This window comes from Nocardioides alkalitolerans, assembly GCA_038184435.1.
Lineage (GTDB): Bacteria > Actinomycetota > Actinomycetes > Propionibacteriales > Nocardioidaceae > Nocardioides > Nocardioides alkalitolerans_A.
The window spans coordinates 410,986-424,932 of the sequence record CP116227.1 but is presented as its reverse complement, the minus strand read 5'-3'; the positions used below and the strand labels follow the sequence as shown (position 1 = coordinate 424,932).

The window sequence follows — 13,947 nt, the reverse complement described above, 5'->3', positions numbered from 1 at the left end:
GCCGAGGGCTGTCGCCCCGGGCTCCGGCCCGCGATCGTGTCGTGCCTGTACGCCGCTGGTGTCAGCCGCGCGGGATCTCGCGGAGCTCGAACGCCTCCACGATGTCGCCTTCCTTGATGTCCTGGAAGTTGCGCAGCACCAGACCGCACTCGAAGCCCTCGCGGACCTCGGACGCGTCGTCCTTCTCGCGCTTGAGCGACGCCAGGTCGAGGTTGTCGGCCACGACCTTGCTGTCGCGCAGCACGCGCACCTTGGCGTTGCGACGGATCGACCCGCTGGTGACCATGCAGCCCGCGATGTTGCCGATGCGGGAGCTGCGGAAGATCGCACGGATCTCCGCCTGGCCGAGCGTGTGCTCCTCGTACTCCGGCTTGAGCATGCCCTTGAGGGCCGCCTCGATCTCCTCGATGGCCTGGTAGATCACCGAGTAGTACCGGATCTCCACGCCCTCCTTGTCGGCCATCTCGGTCGCCTTGCCCTGCGGGCGGACGTTGAAGCCGATGATGATCGCGTCGGAGGCCGCCGCGAGGTCGACGTTGGTCTCGGTGATCGCACCGACACCGCGGTCGATGACCCGCAGGTTGACCTCGTCGCCCACGTCGATCTTCGCGAGGGCGTCCTCGAGGGCCTCGACCGAACCGGACACGTCGCCCTTGAGGATGAGGTTGAGCTCCTGGCTCTCGCCCTTCTCCATGGAGGCCATGAAGTCCTCGAGCGTGCGACGGACGCGACGCTTCGCCTGCAGCGCCGCCCGCTCGCGGGCCTCACGCTTCTCGGCGATCTGACGCGCCATCCGGTCGTCCTCGACCACGATGAAGTTCTGGCCCGCACCCGGCACCGCCGAGAGGCCCAGGACCATCGCCGGACGGGCGGGGTCGACCTCGGTGAGCTCGTTGCCGTGCTCGTCGAGCATCGCCCGGACGCGGCCGTAGGCCGGACCGGCGACGATCGAGTCGCCCACGCGGAGCGTTCCGCGCTGCACGAGGACCGTGGCCACGGGACCGCGACCGCGGTCGAGGTGCGCCTCGACCACGAGGCCCTGCGCGTCCTGCGTCGGGTTCGCCCGCAGGTCGAGCGAGGCGTCGGCCGTGAGGACGACGGCCTCGAGCAGACCCTCGAGGTTGAGCCCCGCCTTGGCCGAGACGTCGACGAACATCGTGTCGCCGCCGTACTCCTCGGGAACGAGGCCGTACTCCGTGAGCTGGCCACGGACCTTGGTCGGGTCGGCGTCCGGCTTGTCGATCTTGTTCACCGCGACCACGATCGGCACGCCGGCGGCCTTGGCGTGGTTGAACGCCTCCACCGTCTGCGGCATCACGCCGTCGTCCGCCGCGACCACGAGGATCGCGATGTCGGTCGCCTGCGCACCACGGGCACGCATGGCGGTGAACGCCTCGTGACCCGGGGTGTCGATGAGGGTGATGCGACGGTCGGCGCCGTCCACCGTCGTGGCGACCTGGTAGGCGCCGATGTGCTGCGTGATGCCACCGGCCTCCTTGTCCACCACGTTGGCGTTGCGGAGCGCGTCGAGCAGCTTGGTCTTTCCGTGGTCGACGTGACCCATGACCGTGACGACCGGCGGGCGGACAACCAGGTCGCCCTCGTCGCCCTCGTCGCTGCCGAACTCGAGGTCGAACGACTCGAGCAGCTCGCGGTCCTCGTCCTCCGGGGAGACGACCTGGACCTCGTAGTTGAGCTCGTCGCCGAGCAGCTGCAGCACGTCGTCGTTGACCGACTCGGTGGCCGTGACCATCTCGCCCAGGTGGAAGAGCATCTGCACGAGCTGGGCCGCGTCGACGCCGATCTTGTCGGCGAAGTCGGTCAGCGAGGCGCCACGGGAGAGACGGATCGTCTCTCCGTTGCCCTTGCGCACGCCCTTGACGCCGAGCGTCGGGGCCTGCATGGCCTCGAACTCCTGACGCCGAGCGCGCTTGCTCTTGCGACCGCGACGCGACGGGCCACCGGGACGACCGAAGGCGCCCTGCGTGCCACCGCGCTGGCCGGGACGACCACCGCCGGGACGACCGGCACCGGGGCCACCGCCGTACCCGCCGGGACCGCGACCCGGGGCACCGCCGCCGGGAGCACCGCCCGGACGACCGGGACCGCCGGGGCGACCCGGACCACCGGGACGACCGCCGGGGCCTCCGCGACCGGGGGCCGGACGGGCGCCGGGGCCCGAGCCGAACGCAGCCGGGGACTTCGGCATCATCGCCGGGTTGGGCCGGGGCATGCCCGGACGACCCGGAGCGCCACCCTCACGGGCGGCCGGCGGCCGCGGGGGACGCTGGTCGTTGCCCGCACCGGCAGGCGCACCGCCGCCGGCAGCCGGGGCGGCGGGCCGACGGCCCATGCCCTGGTTGGAAGCGAACGGGTTGTTGCCCGGACGGGGCGAGCCGGGGCGACCGACGGGACGCGGGCCGGGACCCTTCGGACCCGGGCGGGAACCGCCACCGGCCGGACCGGGACGCGGCGCACCGCCGGACGGGGCACCGCCGGACGGGCCGGGACGACCCGGCGTCGGGGCACCCGAGCCACCGGAACGCGCGGCCGGAGCCGACGGCTGGGCCGGGGCGGCCGGGCGCGCTGCCGGACGGGCAGCGGGCTGGGCAGGCTGGGCAGGGGCCGCCGGCTGCGCGGGCGCCGCGGGAGCGGGCTGCGCAGGACGGGCCGCCGGAGCAGCAGGCGCGGCGGGCGCCGGGGTCGCCGGCTTGGGCGCAGGGCGGGGACCCGGCGTCGCGGGACGCGGGCCGGGGGTCGCCGGGGCACCGCCGGAGGGGCGGGGACCGGGCGCGGCCGGGCGGGCCGCAGGCTGCGCGGGGGCGGCCGGGGCAGCGCCGCCGGCCGTCTTCAGCTCGTTGCCGAACTGCTTCTTGAACCGCATCTCGACAGGCGGCTCGATCGTCGAGGAAGCCGACTTGACGAACTCCCCCATCTCCTTGAGCTTGTCGAGAACGAACTTGCTCTCGACGCCGTACTGCTTGGCGAGCTCGTGAACTCGGGTCTTGGCCACGTTTCTCCTTCTGGCCTGCGACCCGGTTCCGGGGGGTCTCAGACCGTTGGTGGGTGTTGCAAACTCATTGCGAGTTACTCATCGAGTGCTCATGAGCTGCTTGCTCCAGCTTCTGGTCGCGGTCGCCCACGGCGGGCGACCTCGTCGGTCGGTCAGGTCGTGCTTCCACCGCTCCGCGAGGGGGTGGTGGCGAGCGTGTCGAGGTGCTCCCCCACGGCGTCGACGGGCAGCCCTCCGCGCCGCAGGGCACGGGAGAATGCCTTCCGCCGGACCGCGAGGTCGTAGCACTCGCGCACGGGGTGCAGGTGGGCGCCCCGCCCGGGTGCGGTCGCCGACGGATCCGGCGCCACGACCTCTTGGCCGTCGGCGCCGAGCCGCACGGTCACCCGCAACAACTCGCTCTTCGTGGCCCGTCGCCGGCACCCGATGCAGGTCCGGACCGGGCCCGTCCCCTCGAGGGGGTCGAGCGCTCCGTCCGTACCCGCGTCAGCATCCCGACCGCGAGCCACTCGTCACACTCTACTCCTCCGCCGCTCGCGGACCGAAACCGCGTCGGGGAGCAGCGGACGAGGCGCGGGCGGGCCCGCGGACCTCAGTCCTCGGTCGCGGAGCCGCTCTCCGGAGCGATCTCCGGTGCGTCCTCCGGGGTCTCCTCGTCGGAGCGGATGTCGATGCGCCAGCCGGTCAGCCGCGCGGCGAGCCGGGCGTTCTGCCCCTCCTTGCCGATGGCGAGGGAGAGCTGGAAGTCGGGCACGACCACACGGGCGGCGCGCGCGGCCGCGTCGACGACGGTCACGCTCGTCACCTGGGCGGGCGACAGGGCGTTGGCCACGAGACGCGCGGGGTCGTCGGCCCAGTCGACGATGTCGATCTTCTCGCCGTTCAGCTCCGACATCACGTTGCGCACGCGCTGGCCGACGGGGCCGATGCAGGCGCCCTTGGCGTTGACGCCGGGCACGGTGGTGCGCACCGCGATCTTGGAGCGGTGACCGGCCTCGCGGGCGATCGCCGCGATCTCGACGGTGCCGTCGGCGATCTCCGGCACCTCGAGGGCGAACAGCTTGGTGACGAGGTGGGGGTGGGTCCGCGACAGCGTGACCTGCGGGCCGCGCATGCCCTTGCGCACCGAGACGACGAAGCATTTGATGCGCTCGCCGTGCACGTACCGCTCCCCCGGCACCCGCTCGCCCGGCGGCAGCAGCGCCTCGAGGCGTCCGAGGTCCACCATCACGTCGTCGGGGTTGCGGCCCTGCTGGATGACGCCGGAGACGATGTCGCCCTCACGGCCGGAGAACTCGCCGAACTTGATCTCGTCCTCGGCGTCCCGCAGGCGCTGCAGCATGATCTGCTTCGCCGTCGTCGCAGCGATGCGACCGAAGCCGGCGGGGGTGTCGTCGAACTCGCCCACCGGGTTGCCCTCGTCGTCCAGCTCCGTCGCGAGCACGCGGGCCCGGCCGGACTTGCGGTCGAGGTCGACCCGCGCCTTGGAGCTCGCGCCCGGGGACTTCTGGTAGGCCGTCAGCAGGGCCTGCTCGATGGCCTCGACGAGCACGTCGAAGGGGATCTCCTTCTCGCGCTCGAGGACGCGCAGGAGGCTCATGTCGATGTCCATCAGGCGTTCTCCTCCTCGGCGGCACGCCGCCGGTTGAACTCGATCTGCACGACGGCGCGCGCGATGTCGGCGTACTCCACGCGGGCGGGCTCCGCGCCCTTCGTCTCCGGGTCCACGAGGGCGCCGGTCTCGTCGCTGCCGACGATGCGCCCGACCAGGTCGCCGCCCTCGACGAGCGAGACGCGCACCAGCCGGTCCGCGTTGCGACGCCAGTGGCGGGGGTGGGTCAGGGGCCGGTCCACGCCGCGGGAGGTGACCTCGAGGGTGTAGGGCTGCTCGCCCAGCACGTCCGCGTCGTCCAGCACCGTGGAGATGGCCTTCGTGGCGGCAGCGACCTCGTCGAGGTCCACCCCGCCGTCCTTGTCGACCGCGATCCGCAGCACCCTGCGCTTGCCGGCGGGCGTCAGCTCCACCGCCTCCAGGTCCATCCCCAGCTCCGCGAGAGGGCCGGCGATCGCCGACTCCACGGCGCCGACGACGGCGTCCTGCTTGCTGCTCACGCCTGCTGCCTCCTGTGCTGTTGTCGTGCTGCCCGGCGCACACGCATGCGCGCCGTCGACCACCATAAGGCAGCCGGGGCGCCCCCCGAAACGGAGCGGACGCTAACCTCCCCGCGTGGTCCCTGCCCCGTCCCGTCCGTCGGCCCCGGCGCTGTCTCCGGCCCTGGCGCCGGCCGCCCGGCGCACCTCGCGCCGGGCCGTGGTCGCCGCGCCCGCCGCGTTGGTCGCCGTGCCCCTGCTGGCCGCCTGCGACGGCGACCCCGGCACGCCCGACGGTGTGGTGACCGCCACGGAGGACGGCACGTCCGCCGACGTGGAGCGGGTCGACGAGGCCGTGGCAGCGATAGGTACGGCGCGAGACCTGGCCGCGACCGCCCGCGCGACCCACGCGACCCTCGCGCCCGCGTTGACGCCCCTGCTCGACGTCCACGACGTCCACCTCGGCCTGCTCGCCGAGGCGGCCGGCTCGGACGACCGCACCGACGACACCGGCGCGCCGACCGGTGCGGGCACGACCGAGGGGGCGGGGACCTCCGCGGACCCCGTGCTCGACCCGGCGGCCGCGCTCGCGGAGGTGCGCACGGCCGAGAACGACCTCGCCGCGACGCTCACGGAGCTCGCGGTCGCGGCCGACAGCGGCCCGCTGGCCCGTACCCTCGCCGCGATGGCCGCCGCCGTCGACCAGCAGCTGCTCCTCCTCGCCCGGGCGTCCGCATGACGACCGAGGCGCTCCAGACCGCCCTCGAGGCCGAGCACGCGGCCGTCTGGCTCTACGCCCTGCTCGGCGCGCGGACGTCCGCCTCGGCCGAGCCGGAGCTCCACACCGCCCTCACGAGCGCGTACGTCGCCCATCGCGCCCGCCGCGACACCCTCGCCGCCCTCGTGCTCGACGACGGGGCGGAGCCTGTGGCGGCCGCCGCCTCGTACGTCGCGCCGACACCCCTGACGACGTCCGACGAGGTACGGGCGGCGGCCGTCGCTGCGGAGGGGGCCGCAGCCGCGACGTACGGGTTCGTGGTGGCGAGCACCAGCGGCGAGCGGCGCCGCACGGCCGTGGCCGCGCTGCGGGACGCCGCCGTGCGCGGTCTCGGCTTCGGCGGCGGCGCCGAGGACCTGCCCGGCGCGGACTGAGCCCGACGGCCCGGCTGGGGTGCTCGGAGACGCACGAAGGGCCTCGGCCAGCTGGCCGAGGCCCTTCATGACTCGCGGCCCGATCCGCGAGATTCCCCGAGAAGTGCGACGTCGGACTCGGCTCCTCCGAGGAAGTCCCGAGATCTCCCCCGAAGGAGCCGAGTCCGTCGTTGCTGCGAAACGTCCGTCAGTTCGTTCCGTCTGCAGAAGTTTGTAACGCGCCGCCGCCTCCCGTAAACGGCTGATGCGTTGCAACTTTCTGCATTGCGAGAATGTGAAGGTGCCTCCGGTCTCACATCCGGCCGTCGCGGAGGAACGCCCGGTGCCATCCCAGGGCCTCGTCCAGCAGGTGGGGGGTGTGCCGGGCCTCGGGCCGGGACGCCTTCGCCCGGTCGACGTAGTCGCGGAGCCGATCGGCGTAGTCCGGGTGCGCGCAGTGCTCGATGACGCGGTCTGCCCGGTCGGTCGGCGAGAGCCCGCGGAGGTCCGCCAGGCCGCGCTCGGTCACGAGCACGTGCACGTCGTGCTCCGTGTGGTCGACGTGGCTGACCATCGGGACGATCGACGAGATGCTGCCGCCCTTTGCCGTCGAGGGCGAGACGAAGAAGTTGAGGTAGGCGTTGCGGGCGAAGTCCCCGCTGCCCCCGATGCCGTTCATGATCGCGCTGCCCATGAGGTGGGTGGAGTTGACGTTGCCGTAGACGTCCGCCTCGATCATCCCGTTGATCGCGATCACCCCGAGCCGGCGCACGAGCTCCGGGTGGTTGGAGATCTCCTGGCTGCGCAGCAGGATCCGGCCCTTGTAGTGCCCGGGGTCGGCGAGGAAGCGTCGGGCCCCGTCCTCGGACAGACCGAAGGAGGTCGCCGACACCGCGTCGAGCTTGCCGGCGTCGAGCAGGTCGAGCAGCCCGTCCTGGATGACCTCGGTGAAGGCGGTCATGCCGGTGAACTCCGCCGTGAGCAGGCCCTCCATCACCGCGTTGGCCACGTTGCCCACCCCCGATTGCAGCGGCAGCAGGCTCGGCGGGATGCGGCCGGCGGCGACCTCGTGGCGCAGGAAGTCGACGAGGAAGCCCGCCATGTCGCGCGAGGCGTCGTCGGGCGCGCTGAGCGGGGAGTTGCGGTCGGGGGCGTTCGTCTCCACGACCGCGACCACCTTCGCGGGGTCGACCCGCAGGTAGGGGTCGCCGATCCGCTGCATGGGGTGCGTCATCTGGATCGGCAGCCGGTGCGGCGGCAGGGCGGTGCCGTAGTAGACGTCGTGGAACCCCTCGAGGTCCCGCGGCTGCCAGTGGTTGACCTCGAGCACGACCTTCTCGGCCCGCTCCAGCCACGCCTTGTTGTTGCCGACCGAGCTGCCGGGGACGAGGAGCCCGTTGGGCAGCACGGCCGCGACCTCGACGATCGCGAGGTCCAGCGGACCGTAGAAGCCGAACCACGCCTGCTGGGCGGTGTGGGAGAGGTGGGCGTCGACGTAGTCGACCTCGCCGGAGTTGATGAGCCGCCGCAGGGTCGGGTCGCCGTTGTAGGGCAGCCGCTTGTCGAGCCCGTGCACCTCGGCGAGACGTCCGTCGACCTCGGGCGCGGTGGAGGCCCCCGACCACAGCCCGATGCGGAAGTCCTCCCCGCGGTCGTGGGCGACCGCGATCCGGTCGGCCAGCGCACCGGGCACGGCCTTGGGGTGCCCGGCGCCGGTGAAGCCGCTGATGCCGACCGACATGCCGTGCTCGACGTGCCGCGCCGCCTCCTCGGCCGTCGTGACGCGCGTGGACAGGACGGGGCAGGTGATGCGGTCCGAGTGGCCCATCGAGCGACTCCCGGCGTCAGCCGCGGACGGCGGCGAGGGTGCGCTCGACCACGGCGTCGATCGCGACCTCCTCGCGGTCGCCGCTCCGGCGGTCCTTGATCTCCACCACGCCGTCCGCCAGGCCCTTGCCGACCACGACGATCGTCGGGATGCCGATGAGCTCGGCGTCCTTGAACTTCACGCCGGGGCTGACCTTGCCGGCCCGGTCGTCGTAGACGACGTCGAGCCCCGCGGCCGACAGCTCGGCGCTGATCCGCTCCGCGGCGGCGAAGAGCTCCTCGCCCTTGCCCGCCGCGACCACGTGCACGTCCGCCGGGGCCACCTCACGGGGCCACACGAGACCGGCCTCGTCGTGGTTGTACTCCGCGATGACGGGGACGGCCCGGGAGACGCCGATGCCGTAGGAGCCCATGGTCACCGTCACGAGCTTCCCGTTCTCGTCGAGCACCTTGAGGCCGAGGGCCTCGGCGTACTTGCGGCCGAGCTGGAACACGTGGCCCATCTCGATGCCGCGGGCGAGCTCGAGCGGACCGGACCCGTCGGGGGCGGGGTCGCCGGCGCGGACCTCGGCGGCCTCGATGGTGCCGTCGGGGGTGAAGTCACGGCCGGCGACGAGGTCGATGACGTGCTGGCCCTCGACGTTCGCGCCGGTCACCCAGCGCGTGCCCGTGACGACGCGGGGGTCGACCAGGTAGCGGATCCCCGACTCGGACTCCTCGCCCAGGATGGTGCGGCCCTCGTGCGCGGGACCGATGTAGCCCTTGACCAGCGCCGGGAACTCCTTCAGCTCCTCGTCGGTCATGGGGGCCACCTCGATCGGCTCGAGCTGGCCCTCGAGCCGCTTCTGGTCGACCTCGCGGTCACCGGGCAGACCCACGGCGAGCGGCTCCCGGGTGCCGTCGGGGTGCGTCAGCATGAGCAGCACGTTCTTCAGCGTGTCCGCGGCGGTCCAGGGCCGGTCCTCGCGGGGAAACGCCTCGTTGAGGTGGTCGACCAGCGTCGCGATGGTCGGGGTCGCGGGCGTGTCCTCGGCGTGGGCGGCGGGCACGTCGTCGTACGGCAGGGGGTCGGGCGCCGGGGTCGTGACGGCCTCGACGTTCGCGGCGTACCCCCCGGGGCTGCGCACGTAGGTGTCCTCGCCCACGTCGAGCCGCGCGAGGAACTCCTCGCTCCGCGAGCCGCCCATCGCGCCGGACGTCGCCTTCACGATCGCGTAGTCGAAGCCGAGGCGGTCGAAGATGCGGACGTACGCCGAGCGGTGGGCCTCGTAGGACCGCTCCAGGCCGGCGTCGTCGACGTCGAAGGAGTAGGAGTCCTTCATGACGAACTCGCGGCCGCGCATGAGGCCGGCGCGGGGACGCGCCTCGTCGCGGTACTTCGTCTGGATCTGGTAGAGCCAGACGGGCAGGTCCTTGTAGGACGAGTAGAGGTCCTTCACCGTGAGGGTGAACATCTCCTCGTGGGTGGGACCGAGGAGGTAATCGGCGCCCTTGCGGTCCTGCAGGCGGAAGATGCCGTCGCCGTACTCCGTCCACCGGTTCGTCGCCTCGTAGGGCTCCTTGGGCAGCAGCGCGGGGAACTGCAGCTCCTGCGCACCGATGGCGTCCATCTCGTCGCGCACGATCTGCTCGACCTTGCGGTAGACGCGCAGGCCCAGCGGCAGCCAGGTGTAGATGCCCGGCGCGGCACGACGGATGTAACCCGCGCGGACCAGCAGCCGGTGGCTCGGCACCTCCGCGTCGGCGGGGTCGTCGCGGAGCGTGCGGACGAACAGCTGGGACATGCGCAGGATCATGGGACGAAGGCTACTGGCGGGTGCGGCGGCGGCGCGCACGGGTTTCCACAGCCGCCCCGCGGCGTCAGCGCCCGGCGCGCAGGGCGGCGCGCACGAGCGGCACCTGCAGGGGCAGGCGCGCGACGGTGCCCCAGCGGTACGCCGCGTTGCGGCTCCGGCGGGCCCGCCAGGCCATCGTGACGTTGCCCGGGAACACGCCGACCAGGAGCGCCGCGCTGGCCAGGCCGGCCGCCCGCCGCGTGCGGGGGTGGAGCAGCCCCGCGGCGCACGCCAGCTCGGCCACGCCGGACCCCTTGATGAGCTCGGTGTGCGCGGGCAGGGCCTTCGGCATCAGCGGCGCGAAGGTCTCGGGGCGCACGAGGTGGACGACGCCGGAGACGGCGAAGGCGGCGGCGAGCCCGCGGGCGGTCGGGCTGAGCGGCTGGACGTCGGTCGAGGTCATGGCCCGGAGGTTACCGGTGGGTCACCAGCGGCCACCGGGACCGATCCCGTGCAACGTCGCGCAGCGCTGTCGCCGGCACCGCGGCGTACCTAGCGTGCGTCGGTGATCCCCACCCACCCGCGACGAAGGGCACCGAGATGAAGGCAGCGCGCTACCACGACCGGGGCGACATCCGCATCGAGGAGGTGCCGGAACCGGCGGTCGCGCCGGGCACGGTCGGCATCGAGGTCGCGTTCTGCGGCATCTGCGGGACCGACCTGCACGAGTACCTCGACGGTCCGATCTTCGTGCCCCCGCACGGCCACCCGCACCCAATCTCGGGCGAGGCGGCGCCGATCACGCTGGGGCACGAGATGTCGGGGACGGTCTACGCGCTCGGCGAGGGCGTCGAGGACCTCGCCGTCGGCGACAGCGTGGTGGTCGAGCCCTACATCGTGCGGGACGACGTCGACACGAGCAGCGCCAACGACTCCTACCACCTCTCCCCCGACATGAACTTCATCGGGCTCGGCGGCCGCGGCGGCGGCCTGGCGGAGCGCATCGTGGTGGAGCGGCGCTGGGTGCACCCCGTCGGCGACCTGCCGCTCGACGAGGCGGCGCTCATCGAGCCCCTGGCCGTGGGCTACCACGCCTTCCAGCGCTCGGGCGGGCAGCGGGGCGACGTCGCCCTCATCACCGGCGCCGGCCCGATCGGGCTCCTGACGGCGGCCGTGCTGCGGGCCGAGGGCACCACCGTCATCGTCTCGGAGCCCAGCCCGCTGCGCCGGCAGAAGGCCCTCGAGACCGGCGTCGCCCAGCACGTGCTCGACCCGACGGCGCAGGACGTCGTCGCCGAGGTGCTGGCCCTCACGGACGGGGTCGGGGCCGACATCTCCTTCGAGGCGACGAGCGTGCAGCCGGCCCTCGACACGCTCGTCGAGGCGACGAAGCCGCGGGGCGTCGTCGTCGTGGTCTCGATCTGGGGCCACCGCGGCGAGCTGGACGTGCAGAAGCTGGTGCTCAAGGAGCTCGACCTGCGGGGCACGATCGCCTACGTCAACTCCCACCCGGCCACGATCGCGCTGGCGCGCGAGGGCAAGGTCGACCTCAAGCCGTTCATCACCGGCGTCATCGGGTTGGACGAGCTCGTCGACGCCGGCTTCGACACGCTGATCCACCGCAACGAGACCGCGGTCAAGATCCTCGTCGACCCGCGGCGCTGAGCGGCTTCCTCAGAACATCACGGTCGTGAAGCGCGCCGTCTCGACGAAGCCGACGCGCTCGTAGGCCAGCCGCGCCCCGGTGTTCCACTCGTTGACGTAGAGCGAGACCACCGGGGCGATCTCGGCGCGGACCCTCTCCACGACGGCCGCCATGCCGGCCGTCGCCAGCCCGGCGCGCCGGTGCTCGGGCGCCACCCAGACCCCCTGCACCTGCGCGGCGTGGGGCGACGTGCACGCCACCTCCGCCTTGAAGATGACGCGGCCCCGGTCGTCGAAGCGGGCGAAGGACCAGCCGCGCGCGACGAGCTGGGCCACCCGCGCGCGGTAGAGCTCCGCGCCTCCCCCGCGCTCGGGCGAGACGCCGACCTCCTCGGTGTACATCGCCACGCACGCCGGGTACAGCGCGTCCATGTCTTCCGTCGTCGTGCGGCGCACCTCGGGGTCGGGCGCGACGAGGGGAGCGTCGCCGATCTCCAGGTGCGGCTGGGCGAAGCGGATCTCGCGCGGAGCCCCCCAGCGGGGGGAGACGCTGCTCCAGAAGGCGTCCACCGCGGGCTGCGGACCCACGATGGTCGACACGGAGCGGATGCGCTGCGGGGCGTGGGCCGCGAACGCGCGGACCGCCTCCGCATCGGCGTTGACCGGCACCAGGTTCGCCGCGACGTGGCACGCCGCGACCAGGTCGCCGGAGTCGTAGTGGCCCCACACCTCACCGCCCAACCAGCGCGGCTGGAGGCGCGTCGTGCGGGCCCGGTGGTCGACGAAGACGTTGATCACAGGGTCGCGCTCGACGAGTGCCAGGAACTCGTCGAGGTCGGCCGGGCCCAGCACCCGGACCCCCTGCTTCGTCAGCACCACGATGCGAGCCTAGGCGAGTCCGCCCCGTCGTCCACAGGTCGGCCGCACGAGGGTGGTCGAGTAGGTCGGGGCTGTCCTAGATTGGGCGCGGTTGTCGACGCGATCGGGCGCGTCGACCCGGGCTCGTCGGAGGACCGCATGCAGGGCCGTGGAGGCAGGTTGGTCGGACTCGTCGTCGGTACGTCGCTGCTCGCGGCGTGCACCGGGGGCGGGGGTGGTGCGGAAGAGGGTGCGTCGGAGGCGCCGTCGTCGCCGTCGTCGCCGGTGGTGTCTTCTTCGTCGGAGGCGGCCGTTCCGGTGCTGCCGGACGAGGCGCGGGGCGACGACGACGCGGCCGCCGTGGCGTTCGTGGAGCACTGGGTGGAGCTGGTGAACTACTCAGCTATCTCGGGGGACGTGTCTGCTATCGAACAAATCACCGGCGCCGAATGCGAGGTCTGCCAGTCGCTGTACGCGTCGATGGACGGTCAACCGCTTTCATCGACTGACGGCGCATGGTCGACGGTTGACCTCGAGACCCGTGGGCCGGTTCCCGACGACCCTGTCCCGTCCGATCTAGTGGTCACTGGGGACGTGGACATCAGCGGCTCAGAGTCCTCGCCATTCGGCTCGCTCGCATTGGGGCTCACGCAGGATGAGAACGGCTGGAGCGTCTCGTGGCTTCTCACCGAGCAGTACTGACAGCCCTGGCGGCCGCGATTCTCGTTCTCGGCGGATCCGATCTGGCCTCTGGCCTTTCCGCGGTCGCAGACGAAGACGACTCGCCGGTCGCAGCGAGGCAACAGCACTTCCTCGTCACCGTCGAGCGCTCAGACGCCGTTCGCGCTGAGGGTGCAGCACCGAGGGGGTCCGACTCCCGTAGACCTTCCCAGGCTCAGGTCATGGCTGCGCGGCAGTCCTACGTCGACGCCTCCATCTGCCTGCCCTCCTCGATCGCGGGCCTCACACTCGGCAACATCTGCGCCGGACGCACCGCCTGCGACGAGAACACCCTCGGCCGCTACCTCCAGAACCCCTACCTCGCCACCGGCACCGGACGCCCCACCAACTGCACCCCCACCCCCGGTGAGGACCCCGCCGCCGTCGTCAACGCCGCCGTCTACCAAGCCTTCCGCGAGGTACCGCTCCCCGAGACCGTCCTGCACATCCAACCCCCCGACGGCACCACCCTGGTCAACCTCGAGACCAACTTCTTCACCACCGCCGAACCCTTCACCACCACCCTCACCGTCCTGGGCTACACCGTCGACCTCGACATCACCCCCACCATCTACACCTGGGACTTCGGCGACGGCACCACCACGACCACCACCACCCCCGGCGCCCCCTACCCCCACCTCGACATCACCCACGCCTACACCCGCACCGGCACCTACCCCACCCGCCTCACCACCACCTGGTCCGCCGACTTCCGCGTCGCCGACCGCCCCTGGCAACGCGTCCAAGGCACCGTCGACATGACCAGCCCCACCCTCGACCTCCAGGTCCGCCAAGCCACCCCCGTCCTCACCGGATAGGCCACCCACCAGAACCAGAACGCCCACCACCCCCGAAAAGGGTCACCAACGACACCCATCCCCACCGAAG

The 13,947-nt window shown here is 72.6% G+C and carries 13 protein-coding genes; 5 read left to right on the top strand and 8 right to left on the bottom strand.

The features are described 5' to 3' along the window. Positions 1–61: 61 nt before the first annotated feature. From infB to rimP, 4 genes are all read right to left on the bottom strand, one after another. Entirely contained in the window at positions 62–3,013 is a 2,952-nt protein-coding gene (gene infB, locus PIR53_02060; protein ID WZH52790.1) for a translation initiation factor IF-2, read from the bottom strand. 152 nt (positions 3,014–3,165) lie between these two features. Continuing rightward, on the bottom strand, positions 3,166–3,522 hold the full coding sequence (locus PIR53_02055) for a YlxR family protein (protein WZH52789.1): 357 nt from the start codon (positions 3,520–3,522) through the stop codon (positions 3,166–3,168). A gap of 83 nt (positions 3,523–3,605) precedes the next feature. Next, positions 3,606–4,625, bottom strand: coding sequence for a transcription termination factor NusA (gene nusA, locus PIR53_02050; GenBank protein WZH52788.1), 1,020 nt, complete (start codon positions 4,623–4,625; stop codon positions 3,606–3,608). Beyond that, a complete protein-coding gene (gene rimP / locus PIR53_02045; GenBank protein ID WZH52787.1) occupies positions 4,625–5,125 on the bottom strand; it encodes a ribosome maturation factor RimP in 501 nt (166 codons plus the stop codon). The genes nusA and rimP overlap by 1 nt, the downstream gene beginning before the upstream one ends. Before the next feature lie 115 nt (positions 5,126–5,240). On the opposite strand from rimP, the gene PIR53_02040 reads away from it, so the two are divergent. Continuing rightward, entirely contained in the window at positions 5,241–5,843 is a 603-nt protein-coding gene (locus tag PIR53_02040; GenBank protein ID WZH52786.1) for a hypothetical protein, read from the top strand. After that, positions 5,840–6,256, top strand: coding sequence for a DUF4439 domain-containing protein (locus PIR53_02035; GenBank protein ID WZH52785.1), 417 nt, complete (start codon positions 5,840–5,842; stop codon positions 6,254–6,256). Before PIR53_02040 ends, PIR53_02035 begins: the two co-directional genes overlap by 4 nt. A 292-nt stretch (positions 6,257–6,548) precedes the next feature. On the opposite strand, the gene PIR53_02030 is transcribed toward PIR53_02035, so the two are convergent. The 3 genes from PIR53_02030 to PIR53_02020 all read right to left on the bottom strand — a co-directional run bounded on the left by PIR53_02030 (position 6,549) and on the right by PIR53_02020 (position 10,300). Next, positions 6,549–8,063 carry an acetyl-CoA hydrolase/transferase family protein gene (locus PIR53_02030; protein WZH52784.1) on the bottom strand — a complete coding sequence of 505 codons (1,515 nt, stop codon included), beginning with the start codon at positions 8,061–8,063 and terminating at the stop codon, positions 6,549–6,551. A 16-nt stretch (positions 8,064–8,079) separates the two neighbouring features. Further along, positions 8,080–9,858, bottom strand: a complete 1,779-nt coding sequence (locus tag PIR53_02025; protein ID WZH52783.1) for a proline--tRNA ligase — start codon at positions 9,856–9,858, stop codon at positions 8,080–8,082. A 64-nt stretch (positions 9,859–9,922) separates the two neighbouring features. Then, positions 9,923–10,300 carry a DoxX family protein gene (locus PIR53_02020; GenBank protein ID WZH52782.1) on the bottom strand — a complete coding sequence of 126 codons (378 nt, stop codon included), beginning with the start codon at positions 10,298–10,300 and terminating at the stop codon, positions 9,923–9,925. A gap of 137 nt (positions 10,301–10,437) precedes the next feature. On the opposite strand from PIR53_02020, the gene PIR53_02015 reads away from it, so the two are divergent. After that, positions 10,438–11,502, top strand: a complete 1,065-nt coding sequence (locus PIR53_02015; GenBank protein ID WZH52781.1) for a 2,3-butanediol dehydrogenase — start codon at positions 10,438–10,440, stop codon at positions 11,500–11,502. 9 nt (positions 11,503–11,511) lie between these two features. On the opposite strand, the gene PIR53_02010 is transcribed toward PIR53_02015, so the two are convergent. Next, complete coding sequence (locus PIR53_02010) at positions 11,512–12,360, bottom strand: GNAT family N-acetyltransferase (protein WZH52780.1); 849 nt, start codon at positions 12,358–12,360, stop codon at positions 11,512–11,514. A 159-nt stretch (positions 12,361–12,519) separates the two neighbouring features. Here PIR53_02010 and PIR53_02005 point away from each other — a divergent pair, with 159 nt between their 5' ends. Beyond that, positions 12,520–13,041 (top strand): DUF6318 family protein, encoded by a 522-nt coding sequence (locus PIR53_02005; protein WZH52779.1) that lies wholly within the window; start codon positions 12,520–12,522, stop codon positions 13,039–13,041. A gap of 200 nt (positions 13,042–13,241) precedes the next feature. Next, on the top strand, positions 13,242–13,877 hold the full coding sequence (locus tag PIR53_02000) for a PKD domain-containing protein (GenBank protein WZH52778.1): 636 nt from the start codon (positions 13,242–13,244) through the stop codon (positions 13,875–13,877). Positions 13,878–13,947: the final 70 nt, after the last annotated feature.